Genomic DNA, 19,040 nt, shown 5'->3' with positions numbered 1-19,040 from the left:
GGTCGGCCGGGTCGGCCGGCGCCCGGCAGGTGCAGCCTCGTCACTCCCCGCGCCACCAGGACAGGAGGCGGGTCCAGGGGGATGTCGGGTGGTTCGGGGTGGGGGCTTCGATGGGGGCGGGGCGGGTCCGGGCCTGGGGGGTGATCGGTCTGCGGGGTCGGGGTCGGGCTGCCACGGGTGCCGGCGGGAAGGTCACCGGCAGTGCGGCCAGGGCCCGGTGGAAGGGGCCCGGGCGCCATTCCAACTCGCCCACCAGGACGGCGAGTTCGATGTCCGGCAGGCGGTCGAGGAGCTTCTCCACCGCCACCGACGCGATCAGCCGGGCCTCGCTCCGCGCGGGGCAGTTGTGCGGGCCCGCGCTCCACGCCAAGTGCGCCCGGTTGCCCTTGCGTTGATCGTTCGTCAGCGCGGGATCGGTGTTGGCGGCGGCCAGGGAGACGACCAGCGGATCACCGGCCTTCAGCAGCGCGCCCTCGTACACCACGTCCCTCTTCGGGTAGTGCACGGCGTAGTTGGCCATCGGCGGATCGGTCCACAGCACCTCGTCGAGCGCGTCCTCGACGGGGAGGCTGCCGCCGGACAGGTCCCCGGCGAAGCGGTCGTCGGAGAGCAGCAGCCGCAGTCCGCCTGCGATGAGGTTCTGCTGCGGCTCGGTGCCCGCGCCCATGAGGACGACGAGGGTGTGGATCATCTCCTCGTCGGTGAGCTGCGCCGGGTGCAGGGTCAGCCACGACGTCACGTCCGGCCCGGGCTTCTTCCGCTTGAGCGTGACCAGTTCGAGGAGCGTGGTGCTGAGCAGTTCGTCGGCGCGCTCGGCGTCCACCCCGTCGAAGATGCCGGACATGCCCTCGACCAGCTTCAGCCCCAGCTCTGCCGGACAGCCGAAGAGGTGGTTGAAGACGAGCAGGGGCAGCACCTGCGCGTACTCGCCGAGGAGATCCGCCTCGCCGGTGGGCGCGAACCGGTCGATGAGGGTGTCGGCGCTGCGTTCGACATAGCCGCGCAGGGTGTGCGGCTCGACCCGGGCGAGGCTGTCGGTGATGGCACCGCGCAACCGCCGGTGCTCCTCGCCGTCGGAGAAGAGGGCGTTGGGCCGGTACATCATCATCGGCACGACGGGGCTGTCCCGGGGGACGGTGCCGTCGTTGAGGTCGTTCCAGTGGCGCGGGTCCTTGGAGAAGGTCTCCGTGCCGCGCAGGACGTGCAGGGCGGCGTCGTAGGAGGTGACGAGGGTGGCCCGTACCCCGGGGGCCAGCTCGACGGGCGCGGTCGGGCCGGTCGTACGCGCGCCCCGGTAGAACGCGGCCGGATCGGCGGCGAACTCCGGTCCGTACATGGGCCGGTGGGCCGGGCAGCCCGGGGGCGGACGCGACGGATCGGACGCGCCGGACGGCGATGCGGGGGTCACGCGGGCTCCAGTTCGGTCGTGCGGTCCAGGAGGTACTCGACGAGGGCGATCAGCGCCCGGGTGGAGGAGTCCGGGTCGCGGGCGTCACAGCGCACCAGCGGGGTCTCGTCCAGCAGGTCGAGGGCCTCGCGGACCTCGTCCAGATCGTGCACGGGGGCGCCGTCGAAGTCGTTGACGGCGACGGCGTACGGCAGGTCCAGCTCCTCCAGGACGCCCATCACGTCGAAGGAGTGGGACAGCCGGCGCGTGTCGGCGAGGACCAGCGCGCCGAGGGCGCCGCGGGTCATGTCCTGCCAGAGCTTGGTGAAGCGCTGCTGCCCGGGGGTGCCGAACAGGTACAGCACCAGGGAGTCGTCGAGGGTGAGCCGGCCGAAGTCCATGGCGACCGTGGTGGTGGTCTTGTCGCGGGTGCCGGCGAGGTCGTCGACGAGCGCGCCGGCCTCGGTCATGACCTCCTCGGTGCGCAGCGGCCGGATCTCGGAGAGCGTGCCGACGAACGTGGTCTTGCCGACCGCGAAGTGACCGACGATCAGCAGCTTGGCCGCCGTTCGCACGGTGGGCCGCAGATAGACGGCGTCAGAGGCGGGCGCGGAGCCCATCGAGGACCTCCTGGAGGATTTTCGCGTCGGACGGCCGGGCGGCCGAGAGGGCTGCTCCCGCGCGGCTCTGTTCGAGCGTGGGGGACGGAGCGCGGGTGACGATGTGGCCGCTGTCCATGAGGTCGGCGACCAGCACCTTGGTCACGCTGACCGGCAGTTCCAGGTGGCTCGCCACCTCGGCCAGGGAGAGCGAGCCGGGCCGGCACAGGTCCATCACCCGGCGCTTCTCCGGGTTGAGGCCGGTCAGCGGCAGATCGGTCGCGGCGACCAGCAGCGTGACCAGGTCCAGGGTGTTGCGGGTCGGGTGGGCGCGGCCGTCGGTGACGACGTACGACCGCACCAGTCGCCCCCGGGGCCGGCGGGGCGTCATGCCCGGCTGCCCGTGTCCAGCCGTGCCGGGCTGGTCAGTTCCCTGCCGAGCCGGTCGACGAGCTTGTGCATGCGGTACGTCACCGCCTCCATGTCGACCTCGTCGCCGGTGGAGACCGCGAGATAGGCGCCCTCGCCGGCCGCGACGAGGAAGACGAAGCCGTGGCCGAACTCGATCAGGGTCTGCCGCCACGGGCGGTCGGCGGGGCCGCAGAACTCGGAGGTACTGCGGCTGATGGACTGCAGTCCCGAGAGCCCTGCGGCGAGGCGCTCGGCGTCGTCGCGGTCGATGTCGGCGGAGTGGGCACGGAGCATGCCGTCGGCGGAGAGCAGGATGGCGTGCCGCGCCTCGGGGACCTTCAGCACGTCGTCGAGCATCCAGCCCAGCTCGTTGTTCGTGGGCTCGATCATGCGTGGGGGGTCCCTTCGTTCTGGTGGGGGGCGGACGGCGCGGGACGGTCACCGGCGCCGTCACCGGCGGCAGCGTGGCCGGGACTACCGTCGCGGTCACGGCCGCCGTCATGGTCCCGGTCCCGGTCGCGGGCGGCGTCCGGGCCCGCATCGCGGTCGGGGGCGGGTTCCCGGACGTACTCCTCCTCGTCGAGGATGCGTCCCGCCGCCCGGCCGAAGCGGGTGCCGCGGGCGAAGGCGCCCATGATGCGGGCGTTCTCCTCGGGCGATCGGCCGGGGGGTTCCTCGGCCTGGGCCGTGGGCTGCGGCTCGGGGACGGCGGTGCGCCTGGGGGTGCGCCGGCGGCGCTTGGGCAGTCCGCCCTCGGTGGTGTCGGCGGGCGCGGCCTCGACGGTCGTCGGGCGGGGGCCGGTGGCGGTCACGGGCGCCGGGGCGGTCCGTGGCTCCGGGGCGGCGGGCTCCAGCTGGGTGAGCAGCGCGGTGGGCAGGAGCGCGACGGCGCGGACTCCGCCGTACGGCGAGCGGGTGTCCACGGAGACGGTGAATCCGTAGCGCCGGGCGAGCATCCCGATGACGGCGAAGCCGAACTGGGGTGGGTCGTCGAGGCGGGTGACGTCCACCTCGTCCTCCCCGGCGAGCAGCCGGGTGGCGCGCTGCACGGTGTGGGCGTCCATGCCGACCCCGGCGTCGTCGATGATCACGCACGCGCCGTTGTGCACGTTCTGGACGCCGACCTCGACGGTGGTGTCGGGCTGGGAGTGCCGGGCGGCGTTGTCGAGGAGCTCGGCGATCGCGAGGACGACCGGTTCCACGGCACGGCTCTCCACCGCGAGGTCGACCTGTCCGTGGACACGGACGCGGCGGTAGTCGCGGATGCGCGACGTGGCGCCCCGGACCACCTCGACGAGCGGGGAGGTGGCCCGCTGGCGGCCCGGCCAGGAGCCGCAGAGCACGGCGATGGCCTGGGCGCGTCGGCCGAACTGGGCGTTGGTGTGGTCGACTTCGAGGAGGTCGCGCAGCACGTCGGGGTCGTCGTGCCGCTCCTGCATCTCGGAGATGGACAGCTGCTGCTCGTTGGCGAGGGCCTGGATCGAGCGCATGGACGCCTTGAGGGCGGCCTTGGCGGACTGGTCGGCGCGGTGCTGGGCGTGCTCGACGGCGCCGGAGAAGCGGGCGAGCACCTCGTCGAGGCCCTTGCCGAACTCCGTGCCGGCGAGGCGGCCGTCGAGCGGTCCGACGCCGGGGACGGCCTGGCCGGGGTGATCGGCGAGCGCCGGCAGGCGGACCGTGACCAGATGGCGCAGCTCTTCCTCCCGGGCCCGCACGTCATCGGCCAGGACGGCGTTCCTGGCGCGCTGCCGCCTGGTGATCCCGTGCTGGCGCAGCAGGAGTACGGCGGTGGCGCACAGGGCCGCCGCGAGGGCCCAGGTCACCGCCTGCGATATCGGTTCGGTCATGAAGTACGAGTCCTAACGTCCTCAAGTCCCCAGGCGTCCGGGGGTCCCGGGACGCCGGCGGGAGTTGACGGAGCGCACGACGCTAGCGGCGCGACCGCGGGGGCACTTTCCGTGACGCGCAGGGAAGTTGTCACAGGGCGCATGAGAGGCGCAAGGGGCGCGATGCGCGCGCTGAGGTTCCCCCTGGCATATTCGGCCATTCGGCCCGGGCGGTACGGCAACCGCTTGCCACGCTAGGGTGCCCTCCGAGTCCGACCGGACCATAACTATCTTTGATCAAGCGGACGTTGAAAACTTCCGCATGGGGGGCCGTAAGAGACCACAAGGACGTCGTCGGGGGCCTGCACCGGGGAGGAGAGCGTTGCCCGCCGGAAGTTACAGCGTCGAGGCGCTGACCACCGAGGAGCTGGCCCCGCGCGAGCGTGCCGACTTCTGGACCGAGCAGATCGGCTCGTACCAGTCCCGGATGGGCTTCGGATACGCGCGGGCGGAGAACTTCCGCGGTGAGACCGTCCGACAGCGCACCGACACGTACCAGTTGGTGAAGTACCGGTCCGACGAGATCGAGTACACCCGCACGATGCGCCAGGTGCGCCAGGATCCGGACGAGGACTACCGGCTGCTGCTGCCGACGAGCGGCGAGATCGTGCTGCGACAGGACGGCGCGGAGGCCCGGCTGACCCCGGGCACGGCGGCCCTGGTCACCTTCGCGTCCCCGTTCCAGTGCCTGCAGAGCGACGCCATCGACGCGTTCATCCTCACCATCCCGGCCCGCGAGGTGGACGGCCGGCTCAACGCCAGGTCGCCGGTGGCCAGCGGGCTGGACCTCGCGACCGGTCTCGGCCGGATCGTCGGCTCGATGCTGACCGGGCTGCACGAGGAGCGGGAGCACCTCACCGACCCGGAGTTCAACGCCGTCTCCGACCGGGTGGTGGAACTGGTGTGCATGCTGGCCGCCGGCGACGACCGCCCCGACGCCCCGGGACAGCTGGGCGAGGTGGAGTCGATGGTCCGCCGCTATGTGCGCGACCACGCCGCCGATCCGAACCTCACGGGCACGGCGGTGGCGCGCGCCCTCGGCTGGTCGCTGCGTCAGATCCAACTGGCCCTGCAGCAGGCGGGCACCACGCCCCGCGAGTTGATCCGGGAGGAGCGGCTGCGGCTGGTCCGGGACCGTTTACTGTGCGCGGAGTGCGAGCACCTGACGATCACGGATCTCGCCTACTCCGCCGGCTTCTCCTCCGCGAGCGCGCTGAGCACGGCCTTCCGACGACGCTACGGCGTCAGCCCCCGGGAGATGCGGCAGAGCATACGTTGACTCAACTCCCCATAGGAACAGGGGAGTTCGGGCAGGTGAGGCATCACGGGTGCTACGCCGCCGAGTAGACTCTCACATCGATCCACTCTGTCGTTCCATTGAAGTCTAAAGCTTAGTCAAAGCATGACCGGCGGTCGGCCCCGGTCACTTTCCGGCCGTCGCGGTGTGAATGTTCCTGGAGCGCGTCGTGTCCACCGTGTGCGGCCTCGCCCCTTTCGCACCCGACTCGCCTCGTCCCACAGGTCGTTGACACGAGGCAACGCGGCGCGCGCTGGCGTGAATCATGCGCTCCGCCACGGCCGGGAACGACGGCCGGAACGGCTGAAATCCGCAGGTGACCCCCCTCCGGGCAGCCCCTCTTTCACAGTCGGCGGGACGCCGTGGCCGAGGTGTGAAGAACTGCTGCGGCGCGGCCTCGCCGGAGACGGTAGAAAGGCGTCGCAGACCCTTGCCGCACTGACGGCACCTCAGGTGACAGACCTCCCCTGAGCGTCTAGGACCGCTGGTCAGATAGTTGACGTTCTTCGCTACTCTGTCGCGTACTGGCTGATCGAGAGGACTCCGATGCCTGAACCCCCACCCTTCGCGACGACCCCGGATCGCGGTCGGCCGGACACGACGACGCCCCCGGCCCGTCACCGGCACGGAAAGCCCGGGGTGTCGGATTCCGCGAACTCCTCCGCAGCACAGCCCCGACTGACGCGGCTCGCCGTTCTTCCGGCCGCGTTCATGGCCGGAATATCCACCGCCGTCACGGGCACGGTCCTGCGGCTCCAGGAGGGCACGGTCGACGCCGCCACATGGGGGGTGCTGGCGGGCGGCGCGGTCCTCGGCTGCGGCTGCCTGGCCGGAGCCGTGCTGTCGGCCAGGAAGCGGGCGAGGTCCGACGCGCGGCGTGCCGAATCGTTGCGGCAGGCCATCACCAGCGGCAACTGGGCGCTCGACGAGGACCTGGCCCGCCTCAAGCGCGGCGAACAGCTGCTCTCGCGCGGCTTCGCCTACCAGGCCTCGCGCGGCGAAGACCCGTACCAGAAGCTGGAGTACGACGTCACGGAGGCCCAGCACCGGGCCCGGGAGGCGCTCGTCTGGGCGGCGAGCTACTTCCAGGCCGCCTCCGACGACAACAGCGACAAGGTCGAGGTCTTCGTCAACCTGGCCCGTCGGCTCCAGTCGCTCGTCCACCGCACCATCCGTGAACTGGACGACCTGGAGAACCAGGTCGAGGACCCGGACCTGCTCCGCCGGATCTTCGGCATCGACCACCTGGCCACCCGAATACGCCGGCACGCCGAGAACCTGGCGGTGCTCGGTGGGGCGGTCTCCCGTCGCCAGTGGACGAATCCGGTGACGCTGACCGAGGTGCTGCGGTCCTCCATCGCCGAGGTCGAGCAGTACTCCCGCGTCAAACTGGTGCCGCCCATCGAGGGCACGCTGCGCGGCCACGCGGTCGCCGACGTCATCCACCTGCTGGCCGAGCTGGTCGAGAACGCCACGATGTTCTCCCACCCGGACACCCAGATCCTCCTGCGCTCCCGCCGGGTGACCGCCGGCATCGCCATCGAGGTGGAGGACCGCGGCCTGGGCATACCCCAGGAGGACCAGGACCGGATCAACACGCTGCTCGCCGACCCGGCCCGCATCGACGTCGCCAAGCTGCTCGCCGACGGCCGCATCGGTCTGTTCGTGGTCTCCTCGCTGGCCCGCCGGCACGGCATCGCGGTCCAGTTGCAGGGCAACATCTACGGCGGTGTGCAGGCGATCCTGGTCCTCCCGCAGGGACTGCTCGGCGACGAGGAGGGACAGGCGTCCGTCCAGGCGCCGGTCCAGGCACGGCCGCCCGCCGCCCCCCGGCCGGCGCAGACCCCCGCGCCCTCCTGGCAGCCCTCGCCGCACGCGGCTCCCCCGGCCGCCGCGCCGTCCCACGCGCACGCGGCTCCCCCGCCCCGCACCGCCTCCCCGGCAGGCCCCCCGCCTGGCGTGCCGCAGCGGTCGGCTGCGCCCGCGCCGCCCCCGGCGGCCGCCCGGCACGAGCGGGCGCAGCCCGTCGCCGACGTACGGCCCGAGTACCGCCCCTCCGGGTACGAGCGTCCGGCGGCCGCTCCGCACGGCTCCGGCGGGCCCGGCGGCGGATCCGGCAGGCCGAACCTGCCCAAACGGCGCGCCATGGAGCACCTGGCCCCCGAACTCCGCCAGGGGCCCGCTCCGCGTCCCGACACCACCGAGCAGGAACTGAACTTCAGCCCCGGCCTCCTGGCCGGAATCAATCGAGGCTTCGGTCTCGCCGGCGCGACCTCCGACGCGATCCCCGTCGACGACGCGCGCTGGGCCCCGCCCCAACCGCAAGGAGAAGAACCCCACCATGGTGAGCGATAGCCACCCCACCGGGCAGAACATCGACTGGCTGCTGGACAACCTCAAGAAGACCGTTCCCGGTACCCGGCAGGTCCTGTTGCTGTCGTCCGACGGCTTGAGCAAGGCACATGTGGATCTGAGCACCGACGACGCCGACCGGCTGGCCGCGATAGCCTCCGGGCTCAACTCCCTGGGCCGTTCCTTCGGTCACGACAGGGTGCTGGGCAACGGCGGCACCGTCCGCCAGGTCATCGTCGAGCTCCACAACGGCATCCTCATCGTGGCCTCGGCGGGCCACGGCGCCGTGCTGGCGGTCACCGCGGACGCGTCCACGCACACCGAGACGCTCGGCTACGAGATGGGCATGCTCATCCGGGCCGTGCAGCCGTTCCTCGCCACGCCGGCCCGCCGCCCGACCATCGCGCCGTCCAGCGCGGGGATGTGACGCGATGACGGACGAGCTGTTCCTGGACGAGGAAGCCGGGCGCTTAGTCCGGCCGTTCACCGTCAGCAACGGGCGCACTCGACCCTCGACATCCTTCGACCTGCTCACCCTGGTGATGGCCACCGGTGTCCGGCCGCTCGCAGACCTCGGCCCCGATCACGACATGGTGCTCGGGCTGTGCGTCAGGCCGGTACCGGTGGTCGAGGTGGCCGCGCGGATGAACCTGCCGATCGCGGTCACCAAAGTCCTGTTGTCCGACCTGGTGCAGCACGAGGCGCTCACGGCACGGGCGCCCCGTGCCGTAGAGGCGGCCTCCGCCGCCAACCGAGAAGTTCTGGAGGCGGTGCTCGATGGCCTACGCGCACGACTCTGACCCCTTCCCGACCGCCCTGAAGATCCTGGTGGCCGGCGGATTCGGGGTCGGCAAGACGACCTTCGTGGGGGCGGTCAGCGAGATCGCGCCGCTGAGCACCGAGGAGGTCATCACCACGGCCAGCGCCGGTACGGACAGCCTCGCCGGGATCGAGGAGAAGTCCACCACCACGGTGGCCCTCGACTTCGGCCGGATCACGCTCGGTTCGGACCACGTCCTGTACCTGTTCGGCACACCCGGGCAGGAACGGTTCTGGTTCATGTGGGACGAGCTCTCCGACGGGGCGCTGGGCGCGGTGGTCCTCGCCGACACCCGTCGGCTCGACGCGTGCTTCCCCGCTGTGGACTTCTTCGAGGTGCGCGGCATCCCGTTCGTCGTGGGGGTGAACGAGTTCGACGGCGCGTACCAGTACTCCCTCGAGGAGGTCCGTGACGCCATCGGCCTGAAGTCCAACGCACCGATCGTGTTCTGCGACGCCCGGCACTGCAGCTCCGGCACGGGTGTGCTCGTCGAACTCGTGCAGCATCTGCTCGCCATGACACCCGGCGTGGCGTCGCACCAGCCACCCACGCTCCGTTGATTCATACTCGACTCAGCCGCCCTGGAACGGAGTTCCGATGAACAGCCCCTATTCCTCCTATGAGCCACCGCTCGACCGCCTGCTCCTCACGCCCGAGGATCCGGGGGCGCCGCAGCGTGCGGCGAGGCTCGCCCAGTTGGGGCTCGCCGACACCCCCCGGGCCGAGTTCGACGCGTTCGCGCGGCGGCTGGCCCTGGAGCTGGACGCGCCGTACGCGATGGTCAACTTCGTCGACGACCGGCGTCAGTTCTTCGCCGGGCTCTACACGCCGGACGCCGGCCCCGTGAACATCGCGCAGGGGCAGGCCGCCGAGACGTCGATGAGCCGGGAGATGCGTCTGGACCACGGCTTCTGCCCGCACACCGTCAAGCGGACCGCGGCGCTGGTGCTCGACGACGTCTGCGACTACCCGCGGTTCGCGGGCAACCCGGTCGTCGACGAGATCGGCATCCGCTCCTACATGGGCGCGCCGCTCGTCGACGCGCTGGGCGGCATGAACCTCGGCACGATCTGCGTCGTCGACACCGACTCCCGTACGTGGGGGCGGCAGCGGCTGGAGATCATCAAGCACATGGCCCAGGAGATGTCCGACCGGATCCAGGCCATCGCCACCGGCCGCTGAGGCCGACGGGCGCCGCCTGTCCGTCACGGTCGAGGGAAGCGGGCCACCGGGCGCCCGGAACACGAAAGCCGCGGACACGTCGTCGTGTCCGCGGTTCTCTGCGTTCCCCGTCCCGGGAGGCGCCGTGACGCACCCGCGGGCCGGTGGGGGCCGGTCGTGCCCACGCGGCGGGGCCGCACATCGGGACAGCCCCCCGCGCCCCTTGCGGGGCGCGGGTGCCGGGCCTCAGACCAGTTGCCCGACCGGGATCGGTTCCGGTTGCCGCTGCTCGACCTGCGGCGTGCGGACCAGTTCGGCGAGCCGTTCGGACCATTCACCCTTGTTCTCGCCGAGTGCGAACTCGCCCAGCCTGAGGCCCTGGATCTCGGAGGTGCCGGCGGGCGCGTAGATGTGGAAGGCGTCGCGCAGATAGCGCTCCACGGGGCGGTCGGTGAACAGGCCGCACGCGGCGTGCATCTTGACGGACTCCTGGGCCGACTCGATGGAGGCCTCGACGTTGTAGAGCTTCGCGGACATCAACTCGACGTCGCAGGGCCGCCCGTTGTCCAGCAGGTGCGCGGCGAGATAGGCGCTCTGCCGGGCGAGGGTGAGGCGTTGCAGCATCCGCCCCAGCTCGATCTTGATGTTGGGCAGGTGCCCGAGCGGCTTGCCGTAGCGCTCGGTCTCCCCGCAGTACCGGGCGGTCTCCTCGAACACCGCCTGGTGGATGCCCAGGGACACCGCGGTCAGGTTGAGGCGGCCGTAGAGCACCGACGAGGAGTAGGCGACGGCCAGCCCCTCACCCTCCGCACCGAGCCGGTTGGCGGCCGGCACCCGGCAGTTGTCGAAGACGAGTTCCCCGAAGCTGAACCCGTGCAGGCCCATGGAGGGCACCTGGGGCGCGAGGGAGAAGCCGGGGCGGTCGGACTCGACGAGGAAGGCGGTCATGCCCTGGGAGCCCGGCCCGGTGCGGACCACGACACCGTGCACGTCGCCCACATGGCTGTTGCCGACGAAGACCTTGCGGCCGTTGAGGATGTAGTCGTCGCCGTCCCGTACCGCGCTGCTCTCCATGCCGGCCACATGGCCCCCCGACCCCGGCTCGGTGACAGCGATGGTGGGCAGCACCTCTCCCGCGGCGATCCTCGGCAGCCAGTACCGTTTCTGGCTGTCGTCGCCGAAGTGGATGATCTTGGCGACGCCGAGCTGGGAGGCCTGGACCATGGCCCCCATCGCGCCGCTCACCCGGGACAGTTCCTCGATGATGATCGTCTTGGCGAGATGACCCGCGCCCATGCCGCCGTAGGCCGGGTCGATCGTGGCGCCGATCCAGCCCTGTTGGGCGATCAGACGGGAGAGCCCCACCAGTGCGGTACGGGAGGCCTCCATCTCGGGTATCAGGGGGCGTACCACCCGCTCGGCGAACTCGCGTACGCGCTGCCGTAGATCTTCGTGATCCTGGGTTGTGAAGACGTGTTCCACGCCAAGCCCTTCTAGGCGTTTCCCCGCGCCCGGGGGAGACGCGGTGGCTGTGCGTCGGATCGTGGTTCCGGTTGGGAAGTCTGACCGACGTGGAACATGGTCTACAAATCAACCTCTTACGCCAAGATCGTTTAGGGGGTTTGGCCGAAACATTGACAGTTGAAATATGAGCCCAAATGTGAGATACGAGTACGAGGTTGTCCACATTTTGATACTTTCCGAGCCGAACTTGCGCGACTGCCGCAACCCGGAACGGAACGGCGGCGGACCTGACGACCTGCCAAACGCCGTACGGCACACCTTTCTTCGCGCTGTGCACCGCCAAATACCAAACTGCGGCGCCCTGTGTGCAGGTTTGAGCAGGTAGCCATAAACTTCAAGCCACACCCCCCGACCTGGGATGTGGCCGACGGGTGCCGATCCTGCGAGGCTGAGGTGTCGACAAGTCAGCTTTTCGTGAGCCTCCGGAACCTTCCGCTCCACCGCCCCGGCCCTGGCACCGGCACCGGCACCGGCACCGCGACACCCTCCCGGCCCGGGTGCCAAGTACTGCCGCCCGGTGATGAGTTGCGCCGGGGCCCGGGAGCGGGTCGAGGCCGGGCGGGTGCTGACGCCGGGGCTCGGGTCCTGATACCGTTCCGTTCGCCCGCCGACTTCCGCCGACGGTGTGTCAAGCCGGGCACAGGGGATGCCGGGCGGCACGCGGGTGCACCCCCACCGCCGTCGGATGTTCACTGTCGTACGAGGAATCAGATGCCAGGCACCCTCCCCCGCGCTCGGACCGAGTCGCGTGGCGGGACCCCCACCGGCACCCCACGCGGTACGAGCCGGTGGCTCCGATGAGCGGTGACCTGCCCCGCACCGAGACCGGCGCCGCGCCCCTCCCCCAGGGTCTGCCCCGGCGGGCCCGCAGCGCCCCGCCCGCGCCACGGCTCCGCGAGAACGCGGCCGACGCCGCCTCGACGGCCGACGACGACACCGAGGACACGCTCCGCCCCGATGCCCTGGCCCGCGTCATGGTGGCGATCCAGCGAGGCTCGGCACGGGCCCGGCTCGCCGAACCCGACGGCGCTCACGACGCCGACGGCACCCGCAGCACGCACAGCACCGACGGCCGACCGGCACCCCGACCAGGTCCCGAGGCCGCCTGACGGGCGCTGCCCCCGGCGCCCCGACGACCCGGCGCCGCCCCTGGCGCCGACCGACCGTGAGGAACACGCACGACATGACAGAGCAGGAACGACCCGGTCCCCAACTGGACTGGCTGCTGGACGGACTCGTGGAACGCATACCCGAGATCCACTGCGCCATCGTGCTCTCCGGGGACGGCCTTCTCATCGGCAAGTCGAAGGACATCCGGTTCGACGACGCGGAGCACCTGTCGGCCGTCGGCTCGGGCATGCACAGTCTGGCCAGGGGCGTGGCCCGTCACTTCCAGGGCGGTGAGGTCCAGCAGACCGTCATCCAGATGGAGCGGGCGTTCCTCTTCGTCACCGCCGCGGGGCGGGGCGCGCGGCTCGCGGCGATCGCCTCGGAGGAGGTCGACGTCGGCATGATGGCGTTCGAGATGGGCACCTTGGTCAAACAGGTCGGCAAGTACCTGAGCGCGGCGCCCCGTTCGGAAACCCCGTCCGGCTACGTGCAGGACGTGTGAGCCGGGCCGGCGGCCGGGCCTGGAACTCGTCGAAAGGGTGATGGATGGTGTCCGTCAGCTCCGGGCCGGTCGTACCCACCGCCCTGAAGATCCTCATCGCGGGCGGCTTCGGCGTCGGCAAGACCACGATGGTCGGCTCGGTGAGCGAGGTGACCCCGCTGGCGACCGAGGAGCACATCACCCCGGCGGGCAGACACGTGGACGACCTCAGGGGCGTCGAGAAGAAGGTCTCCACCACCGTCGCCCTGGACTTCGGCCGGATCACGTTCTCCCCCGAGCTGGTGCTGTACCTCTTCGGCACGCCGGGACAGGACCGGTTCTGGTTCATGTGGGACGACCTGTGCAGCGGTGCCCTCGGGGCCGTGGTCCTCGCCGACACCCGCAAGCTCGACGCCTGTTTCCCCGCGGTCGACTTCTTCGAGTCCCGCGACATCCCCTTCGCGGTCGGCGTCAACTGCTTCGACGGCAAACGTGAGGTGGACGCCGAGCAGGTCCGCCAGGCGCTCGACCTGTCGCCCGAGGTCCCGATCCTCCTCTGCGACGTACGGCAGCGGCACTCCAGCAAGGAACTCCTGCTGGCGGTGCTCGGCGCGGCCCGCCGCAGGATGGAGGCCCGCCTGGTGGCGGCGGGGCTCCGCCCGGGCTGAGGAGTCAGCAAGTCAACTCCTCGGCCCTGGCCAGCAGTTCGGTGCGTCCGATCGCGTCGGTGCGGGTCGAGGGGACGGTGCAGGCGTACGCGCCCGCGATCGCGCCGAAGAGCGCGCACCGACGCGGTGGTTCACCGGTGAGCCGGCCGAAGAGATAGCCCGCCGCGAAGGCGTCGCCCGCCCCGTTGGAGTCCACGACCGGGGTCGGCGGGGCCACCGGTGGCACATGACTGAGCTCGCCGTCGACGAGGTGGTACGCGCCCCGTTCCCCGTCCGTGGCGACGACGGTCCGGGCCCGGCCCCGCTCGGCGATCCGGCGCATGGTCTTCTCCGGGTCGGGGAGCGCGGCCGCCGACAGGAAGACCAGGTCGGCGGCGAGGGCGAACGGCTCGTGGTACGGGTTGGCGCCGTCCCAGTCGTGCAGATCGGTCGAGACGGTGACCCCCAGCTCGCGCAGCAGCGGCAGGGAGGCCGCGCACGGCTGACTGATGGAGACATGGACGTGCCGGCTGACCCCGGCCAGCGCGCGGACCGTGTCCGGGGGCAGTTCGTGGACCTCCTGGCTTCGGCTGCCGTCGTAGAGCGAGCAGCGGCGCCCGTCCGGACCGACCAGGTTCACCGCGCGCCGGGTGCCGCCGGGCAGCGGCGCCTCGGTGAGCGGGATGCCCCGGTCACGGTGGAGCGCGCGGACCAGGTCTCCCTCGTGGTCGTCGCCGAGCAGGTCGAAGTGGTGCGTCCGCAGCCCGAGCGCGTGCGTGGCCACCGCCATGAAGTCGCCGGTCTGTCCGGCCCGGGTCTCGATGGCCGGCACCAGATGGCTGTCGGCGAACGGGAGCGGCAGTTCGGGAACGTAGACGATGGTGTCGACGCCCGCCCCGCCCAGCACGAGGACATCGATCTCGGACTCGCTGCGCACGCTGCCTCCCACGGGGACGGGCTGACTGTGGGGGCAGCGTACGTCCGGCGCGCCGCCGCGTCCCGAAGGGGCGCAGGGAACTGCGCGACCAGCCACGACATGCCCGCGGCCGACCGACAACCGGAGCAGGCGCCGTGTTCCCACCGGAACAGGCGCCCTGTTCCGAGCGGAGCGTCTACGTCCAGGACGGGTCGGTCACGGGAAACCCTCCGCTCTCGTGCGGAGCCGTCGGAGGGGCGGGCTCGGCAGTTTCCCGGCCCTCCGACGGCAGTTCTGCCCAGACGACACGACCGGACCGTTGTGGGGTGTCGCGCACCCCCCAGTCGCTGCTGAGCATGCCGACCAGCATGAGCCCTCGCCCGTTCTGGTCGTCGGGGCCCGGACGACGCCGGGCAGGCTGTGTGTGACCGCTGTTCTGGTCCTCCACCTCGATCCGGAGGCGGCGGCCGGTGAAGTGCAGCCGGCACACGATCCACTCGCTGTCCGTGTGGGTCAGCGCGTTGGTGACCAGCTCGGACGTGATCAGGAGCGCGTCCTCACGGGTCTCCGGACGCACCCCCCACTCGCCGAGCAGCTCGCGCACGGTTCTGCGCGCCTCACCCGCGGAGGCGGGCACCGCGGGCAGTCCGAACACGCCCGCTCTGTGAGGTTCGTACGCCTCTGTGCCAGATGGGTACATGGTCGGGGCTAACCGGTCCGGGGACTGGGGGAGGGTGGGCGGAGCCATCGCCGTATGCCTTTCGTTGGCCCTTCGCACCGGTGGGGTGCCGGTGCCACGGCCGCCTCGCCACTCGCCGCGAGCTTGGGCAACTCGCCTCGAACAGCGCTGAGTTGCGGCCACATCTCCCCCAACCTGGCCGCGCGGCCCCAGTGTTCGCCGAGGCCGTGACGGTACGTCCACTGTGGCATCCGCGAACAACACCTCGCAACCAGCAAGTTGAAATTTGCAATTTGTGAGTCGCGTCCTGCCATCGTTCGAGCCAAGATCGTGTCAGACTGCGCTCTCGAAGCGACTCGCACAACAACGCGCATTCCTTGAACGAAAGCGCGCAGGACCCGTAATCCAGATCGACATGACCTCTGTGGCTCGGCGTGAGGGGTGGTGGGCGTGACCGCGGAAACGGACTGGGGCGGCGCCCCCTCCGTACTGCGCATGATCCTCGGCAGACAGCTGGAGGAGTTGCGCACGCGCGCCGGTCTGACGTTCGAGCAGGCGGGCGAGGCGATCGGTGTCAGCCATTCCACGATCCGCCGTCTGGAGGCCGCCAAGGTCGCCCGGTTGCGCCTGCCGGATGTCGAAAAACTGCTCCAGGTCTACGGCGTACGGGACCAGCAGGAGATCGAGACCTTCCTGAAGTCGGTCCGCGAGGCCAACAAGCGCGGCTGGTGGCACACCTACCGCGACGTCCTGCCCGACTGGTTCGCCGCCTACCTCAGCCTGGAGCAGGCGGCGCTCCAGATCCGCGCGTACGAGGCGCAGTTCGTGCACGGCCTGCTCCAGACCGAGGAGTACGCCCGCGCCCTGCTCGGCGCCGGCAACCCGCACGCCGCGACGGAGGACACCGAGCGGCGGGTGGCGCTGCGGATGCGCCGTCAGGAACTCCTCACCCGCCCCGGGCCGCCCCGGCTGTGGGTGGTGATGGACGAGACGGTGCTCAGATGGCCGGTCGGCGGGCCGGACGTGATGCGCGCCCAGGTCGACCATCTGATCGAGCTGAACCGGCTGCCGCATGTCACGGTCCAGATCATGCCCTTCCAGAACGGTCCGCATCCGGCGATGCGGGCCGGTGCGTTCCACCTCTTCCGGTTCAGGGCCCCCGAGTTGCCCGACATCGTCTACCTCAGCGGTCTGGTGGGCGCGGTGTACCTCGACAAGGGGGACGACGTCGTCGTCTACCGCGAGGCCCTGGACCGGCTGGGCGCACAGTCGGCGCCCGCCCGCAAGACCGAGGCCCTCCTCGGCGCGCTACGCAAGGAGCTCTGACGTGCACCACCGCAAATCCAAGGCAACGACCCACGGAGTACACCACGACATCCGCAACGGCATGCCCGCCCGCGACCTCGGCGCCCAGGACTGGCACCGGCCGTGGAGCGACGACGCGGGCGGCGCCTGCGTCGAGGTGAAGAAGCTCGCCGACGGCCGGGTCGCCGTACGGCAGTCGACCGACCCGGACGGCCCGGCGCTGCTCTTCACCCCCCGTGAGATGACCACCTTCCTGGCCGGCGTGAAGGCGGGCGAGGCCGACTTCCTGCTCTGACATCCGCAACCTGCTTGCTGCCACGCCTCGTTGACGCACCACCTGTTTGTGGACCCGGGGTTCTCATTGCTTGCCGAACCCCTGGCCCCTGCCCGATCGTGCACCTGACAGAACGACTTGATGGGAGGGACGGCGTTGCCCGACAACGGATGGCCGGCCGACCGGATCGACACCGAGCACGCGCACTCCGCGCGCATCTACGACTACATCCTCGGCGGCAAGGACTACTACCCGGCCGACAAGGAGGCCGGTGACGCGATGGCGCACGAGTGGCCCGCCCTGCCGGTCCACATGCGCGCCAACCGCGACTGGATGAACCGCGCGGTGCGCTGGCTCGCCGAGAAGGCGGGCATGCGCCAGTTCCTCGACATCGGAACCGGCATCCCCACCTCCCCCAACCTCCACGAGATAGCCCAGTCGGTGGCCCCCGAGTCCCGGGTCGTCTACGTGGACAACGACCCGATCGTCCTCACCCTGTCCCAGGGGCTGCTGGCCAGCACCCCCGAGGGCAGGACCGCGTACATCGAGGCGGACTTCCAGGACCCGGAGACCGTCCTCGGCTCCCCCGAGTTCCTGGAGACCCTCGACCTCGACCAGCCGGTCGCGCTCACCGTGATCGCGATCGTCCACTTCGTGCTGGACGAGGACGACGCCGTCGGCATCGTCCGCCGGCTCCTCGAACCCCTCCCCTCGGGCAGCTATCTGGCGATGACCATCGGCACCGCCGAGTTCGCCCCCGAGGAGGTGGGCCGGGTCGCCCGCGAGTACGCGGCCCGCGACATGCCGATGCGGCTGCGCACGATCGACGAGGCCCACGAGTTCTTCGAGGGCCTGGAACTCGTCGAGCCGGGCATCGTCCAGGTCCACAAGTGGCACCCGGACGGCACGGGCGAGCAGGACATCCGTGACGAGGACATCGCGATGTACGGGGCGATCGCCCGCAAGCCGTGAACGGCGGCGCGTCCCCCGGTCCGCCACGGGCCGGGGACGCGCCCTCTTCCGCGCGCCCGGCGGCTACCGTGCCGGGCCCGTGCTGTTCCGGACGATCAGCTCGACCGGGATGACGGGGTCCCTCTCCAACGCCTCGCCGGCGTCCTCCGGATCGTCCAGCTGCGTCAGCAGCAACCGCAGCGCCCGCCTGCCGATCTCGGGGAAGTCCGTACGGATCGTCGTCAGCGGCGGCAGCAGATGCGCCGCCTCCGGGATGTCGTCGTAGCCGACCACGCTCACGTCGTCCGGCACCCGACGGCCCGCCTCGTGCAGGGCGCGCAGCAGACCGAGCGCCATCTGGTCGTTGGAGACGAACACGGCGGTGACGTCCGGGCGGGCCGCGAGCCGCCGGCCCACGTCGTAGCCGGAGTCGGCGCTCCAGTCCCCGACGAGGGGTTCGTGGACGGGTGCGCCGGCGTCCCGCAGGGTCTCGCGCCAGCTCGCGGCGCGTCGGTCGGCGGACGTCCAGCCGGTGGGGCCCGCGATGTGCCAGACGGTGGGGTGGCCGAGGTCCAGCAGATGCCGGGTCGCGAGCCGGGCGCCTGCCGCGAAGTCCGAGGAGACCACGGGGGTGCCGTCGTCGATTCCGTTGTCCAGCATCACCAGCGGGGTGTCCGGGCGGGCCCGCGCGAGCGCGGTGGCGACCGGGCGCTGGGGGGCGATGGCGATGATCCCGTCCGCGCCCTCCGCCGACAGCCGGTCCACCGCCTGGACGACGGTGTCCCGGTCGGCCGTGTCGAGGGCGATGGAGCTGACGAGGTAACCCGCCGTCTGGGCCGCCGTGTTGATCGCGGTGAGGGTGGAGGCGGGGCCGTAGCGGGCCGCGTCGAAGGAGATCACGCCGAGCATGCGGGTGCGGCCGCTGGCCAGGGAGCGGGCGCTGCGGCTGGGACGGTAGCCGAGCGTCCGCATGGCCTCCAGCACGGCCTCACGGGTCTCCGGTCGGACCGCCGGGTTGTCGTTGAGGACGCGGGAGACGGTCTGCTTGGAGACACCGGCGAGGCGGGCGACGTCGGCCATCACCGGGCGGGAGCCGGCGAAGTTGCGGCGACTGCGGGTGCGGGTGGGTTCGCCGGGGTCGTGGCCGGCCGCGCCGCCGGCCGTGGTGCTTCGGGGCATGCGGCATCCTTTTCGACGGGGTTCGGGGTATTCGGTACGGGGTGGGGGTGGGGTGGGTGCG

General features: G+C 71.2%; 21 protein-coding genes. 12 read left to right on the top strand and 9 right to left on the bottom strand.

Features of this window, described 5'->3' with window-relative positions:
- Nucleotides 1-40: 40 nt before the first annotated feature.
- The 5 genes from PUR53_RS02410 to PUR53_RS02390 all read right to left on the bottom strand — a co-directional run bounded on the left by PUR53_RS02410 (nt 41) and on the right by PUR53_RS02390 (nt 4,244).
- The gene (locus PUR53_RS02410; RefSeq protein WP_329907220.1) at nt 41-1,336 is read right to left on the bottom strand and encodes a cytochrome P450; all 1,296 of its coding nucleotides are present in this window, start codon (nt 1,334-1,336) and stop codon (nt 41-43) included.
- Between the two features lie 68 nt (nt 1,337-1,404).
- On the bottom strand, nt 1,405-2,007 hold the full coding sequence (locus PUR53_RS02405; protein WP_329907209.1) for a GTP-binding protein: 603 nt from the start codon (nt 2,005-2,007) through the stop codon (nt 1,405-1,407).
- The gene (locus tag PUR53_RS02400; RefSeq protein WP_329894880.1) at nt 1,985-2,377 is read right to left on the bottom strand and encodes a DUF742 domain-containing protein; all 393 of its coding nucleotides are present in this window, start codon (nt 2,375-2,377) and stop codon (nt 1,985-1,987) included. Before PUR53_RS02400 ends, PUR53_RS02405 begins: the two co-directional genes overlap by 23 nt.
- Nucleotides 2,374-2,787 carry a roadblock/LC7 domain-containing protein gene (locus tag PUR53_RS02395; RefSeq protein WP_239758017.1) on the bottom strand — a complete coding sequence of 138 codons (414 nt, stop codon included), beginning with the start codon at nt 2,785-2,787 and terminating at the stop codon, nt 2,374-2,376. The genes PUR53_RS02400 and PUR53_RS02395 overlap by 4 nt, the downstream gene beginning before the upstream one ends.
- Nucleotides 2,784-4,244 (bottom strand): ATP-binding protein, encoded by a 1,461-nt coding sequence (locus PUR53_RS02390; protein WP_329894881.1) that lies wholly within the window; start codon nt 4,242-4,244, stop codon nt 2,784-2,786. Before PUR53_RS02390 ends, PUR53_RS02395 begins: the two co-directional genes overlap by 4 nt.
- Nucleotides 4,245-4,605: 361 nt before the next feature.
- Between PUR53_RS02390 and PUR53_RS02385 the strand changes: the two genes are divergently transcribed.
- The 6 genes from PUR53_RS02385 to PUR53_RS02360 all read left to right on the top strand — a co-directional run bounded on the left by PUR53_RS02385 (nt 4,606) and on the right by PUR53_RS02360 (nt 9,934).
- Nucleotides 4,606-5,562 (top strand): AraC family transcriptional regulator, encoded by a 957-nt coding sequence (locus PUR53_RS02385; protein ID WP_329907208.1) that lies wholly within the window; start codon nt 4,606-4,608, stop codon nt 5,560-5,562.
- Nucleotides 5,563-6,219: 657 nt separating this feature from the next.
- Nucleotides 6,220-7,935, top strand: a complete 1,716-nt coding sequence (locus PUR53_RS02380) for a sensor histidine kinase (protein WP_329894883.1) — start codon at nt 6,220-6,222, stop codon at nt 7,933-7,935.
- Nucleotides 7,922-8,359, top strand: coding sequence for a roadblock/LC7 domain-containing protein (locus tag PUR53_RS02375; RefSeq protein ID WP_033529461.1), 438 nt, complete (start codon nt 7,922-7,924; stop codon nt 8,357-8,359). The genes PUR53_RS02380 and PUR53_RS02375 overlap by 14 nt, the downstream gene beginning before the upstream one ends.
- Before the next feature lie 4 nt (nt 8,360-8,363).
- Nucleotides 8,364-8,732 (top strand): DUF742 domain-containing protein, encoded by a 369-nt coding sequence (locus PUR53_RS02370; protein ID WP_033529367.1) that lies wholly within the window; start codon nt 8,364-8,366, stop codon nt 8,730-8,732.
- Nucleotides 8,710-9,312: a GTP-binding protein gene (locus tag PUR53_RS02365; protein ID WP_329907207.1), complete on the top strand. Its 603-nt coding sequence runs from the start codon at nt 8,710-8,712 to the stop codon at nt 9,310-9,312. Before PUR53_RS02370 ends, PUR53_RS02365 begins: the two co-directional genes overlap by 23 nt.
- Before the next feature lie 37 nt (nt 9,313-9,349).
- Complete coding sequence (locus PUR53_RS02360) at nt 9,350-9,934, top strand: GAF domain-containing protein (protein ID WP_329894884.1); 585 nt, start codon at nt 9,350-9,352, stop codon at nt 9,932-9,934.
- A 225-nt stretch (nt 9,935-10,159) separates the two neighbouring features.
- On the opposite strand, the gene PUR53_RS02355 is transcribed toward PUR53_RS02360, so the two are convergent.
- Nucleotides 10,160-11,395, bottom strand: a complete 1,236-nt coding sequence (locus tag PUR53_RS02355; protein WP_329894885.1) for an acyl-CoA dehydrogenase family protein — start codon at nt 11,393-11,395, stop codon at nt 10,160-10,162.
- Nucleotides 11,396-12,234: 839 nt separating this feature from the next.
- On the opposite strand from PUR53_RS02355, the gene PUR53_RS02350 reads away from it, so the two are divergent.
- The 3 genes from PUR53_RS02350 (at nt 12,235) to PUR53_RS02340 (ending at nt 13,696) form a co-directional block, all read left to right on the top strand.
- Nucleotides 12,235-12,546, top strand: a complete 312-nt coding sequence (locus tag PUR53_RS02350; RefSeq protein ID WP_329907206.1) for a hypothetical protein — start codon at nt 12,235-12,237, stop codon at nt 12,544-12,546.
- A 74-nt stretch (nt 12,547-12,620) separates the two neighbouring features.
- On the top strand, nt 12,621-13,049 hold the full coding sequence (locus tag PUR53_RS02345) for a roadblock/LC7 domain-containing protein (RefSeq protein WP_329894887.1): 429 nt from the start codon (nt 12,621-12,623) through the stop codon (nt 13,047-13,049).
- 44 nt (nt 13,050-13,093) lie between these two features.
- Complete coding sequence (locus PUR53_RS02340; RefSeq protein ID WP_329894888.1) at nt 13,094-13,696, top strand: GTP-binding protein; 603 nt, start codon at nt 13,094-13,096, stop codon at nt 13,694-13,696.
- 4 nt (nt 13,697-13,700) lie between these two features.
- On the opposite strand, the gene PUR53_RS02335 is transcribed toward PUR53_RS02340, so the two are convergent.
- The gene (locus PUR53_RS02335; protein ID WP_329907205.1) at nt 13,701-14,612 is read right to left on the bottom strand and encodes an adenosine kinase; all 912 of its coding nucleotides are present in this window, start codon (nt 14,610-14,612) and stop codon (nt 13,701-13,703) included.
- Nucleotides 14,613-14,787: 175 nt separating this feature from the next.
- Nucleotides 14,788-15,246: an ATP-binding protein gene (locus tag PUR53_RS02330; protein ID WP_329894890.1), complete on the bottom strand. Its 459-nt coding sequence runs from the start codon at nt 15,244-15,246 to the stop codon at nt 14,788-14,790.
- Between the two features lie 474 nt (nt 15,247-15,720).
- Between PUR53_RS02330 and PUR53_RS02325 the strand changes: the two genes are divergently transcribed.
- The 3 genes from PUR53_RS02325 (at nt 15,721) to PUR53_RS02315 (ending at nt 17,821) form a co-directional block, all read left to right on the top strand.
- Nucleotides 15,721-16,596, top strand: coding sequence for a helix-turn-helix domain-containing protein (locus tag PUR53_RS02325; RefSeq protein ID WP_329894891.1), 876 nt, complete (start codon nt 15,721-15,723; stop codon nt 16,594-16,596).
- Between the two features lie 61 nt (nt 16,597-16,657).
- Complete coding sequence (locus PUR53_RS02320) at nt 16,658-16,870, top strand: DUF397 domain-containing protein (protein ID WP_045559951.1); 213 nt, start codon at nt 16,658-16,660, stop codon at nt 16,868-16,870.
- Nucleotides 16,871-17,005: 135 nt separating this feature from the next.
- Nucleotides 17,006-17,821, top strand: a complete 816-nt coding sequence (locus tag PUR53_RS02315; protein WP_329894892.1) for an SAM-dependent methyltransferase — start codon at nt 17,006-17,008, stop codon at nt 17,819-17,821.
- A 63-nt stretch (nt 17,822-17,884) separates the two neighbouring features.
- Here the strand turns inward: PUR53_RS02315 and PUR53_RS02310 are convergent, their stop codons facing one another.
- Nucleotides 17,885-18,979, bottom strand: coding sequence for a LacI family DNA-binding transcriptional regulator (locus PUR53_RS02310; RefSeq protein WP_329894893.1), 1,095 nt, complete (start codon nt 18,977-18,979; stop codon nt 17,885-17,887).
- Between the last annotated feature and the right edge of the window lie 61 nt (nt 18,980-19,040).

Source organism: Streptomyces sp. SP18BB07, from assembly GCF_036322545.1.
Classification (GTDB): domain Bacteria; phylum Actinomycetota; class Actinomycetes; order Streptomycetales; family Streptomycetaceae; genus Streptomyces; species Streptomyces deccanensis.
This window is presented reverse-complemented; position numbering and strand designations above follow the sequence as displayed.

Bases quoted from the DNA above. Each gene is read 5' to 3' on its own strand.
- PUR53_RS02410 (WP_329907220.1), bottom strand. From the start codon at position 1,336: ATGTACGGACCGGAGTTCGCCGCCGATCCGGCCGCGTTCTACCGGGGC.
- PUR53_RS02405 (WP_329907209.1), bottom strand. From the start codon at position 2,007: ATGGGCTCCGCGCCCGCCTCTGACGCCGTCTATCTGCGGCCCACCGTG.
- PUR53_RS02400 (WP_329894880.1), bottom strand. From the start codon at position 2,377: ATGACGCCCCGCCGGCCCCGGGGGCGACTGGTGCGGTCGTACGTCGTC.
- PUR53_RS02395 (WP_239758017.1), bottom strand. From the start codon at position 2,787: ATGATCGAGCCCACGAACAACGAGCTGGGCTGGATGCTCGACGACGTG.
- PUR53_RS02390 (WP_329894881.1), bottom strand. From the start codon at position 4,244: ATGACCGAACCGATATCGCAGGCGGTGACCTGGGCCCTCGCGGCGGCC.
- PUR53_RS02375 (WP_033529461.1), top strand. From the start codon at position 7,922: ATGGTGAGCGATAGCCACCCCACCGGGCAGAACATCGACTGGCTGCTG.
- PUR53_RS02370 (WP_033529367.1), top strand. From the start codon at position 8,364: ATGACGGACGAGCTGTTCCTGGACGAGGAAGCCGGGCGCTTAGTCCGG.
- PUR53_RS02365 (WP_329907207.1), top strand. From the start codon at position 8,710: ATGGCCTACGCGCACGACTCTGACCCCTTCCCGACCGCCCTGAAGATC.
- PUR53_RS02360 (WP_329894884.1), top strand. From the start codon at position 9,350: ATGAACAGCCCCTATTCCTCCTATGAGCCACCGCTCGACCGCCTGCTC.
- PUR53_RS02350 (WP_329907206.1), top strand. From the start codon at position 12,235: ATGAGCGGTGACCTGCCCCGCACCGAGACCGGCGCCGCGCCCCTCCCC.
- PUR53_RS02345 (WP_329894887.1), top strand. From the start codon at position 12,621: ATGACAGAGCAGGAACGACCCGGTCCCCAACTGGACTGGCTGCTGGAC.
- PUR53_RS02340 (WP_329894888.1), top strand. From the start codon at position 13,094: ATGGTGTCCGTCAGCTCCGGGCCGGTCGTACCCACCGCCCTGAAGATC.
- PUR53_RS02320 (WP_045559951.1), top strand. From the start codon at position 16,658: ATGCCCGCCCGCGACCTCGGCGCCCAGGACTGGCACCGGCCGTGGAGC.
- PUR53_RS02310 (WP_329894893.1), bottom strand. From the start codon at position 18,979: ATGCCCCGAAGCACCACGGCCGGCGGCGCGGCCGGCCACGACCCCGGC.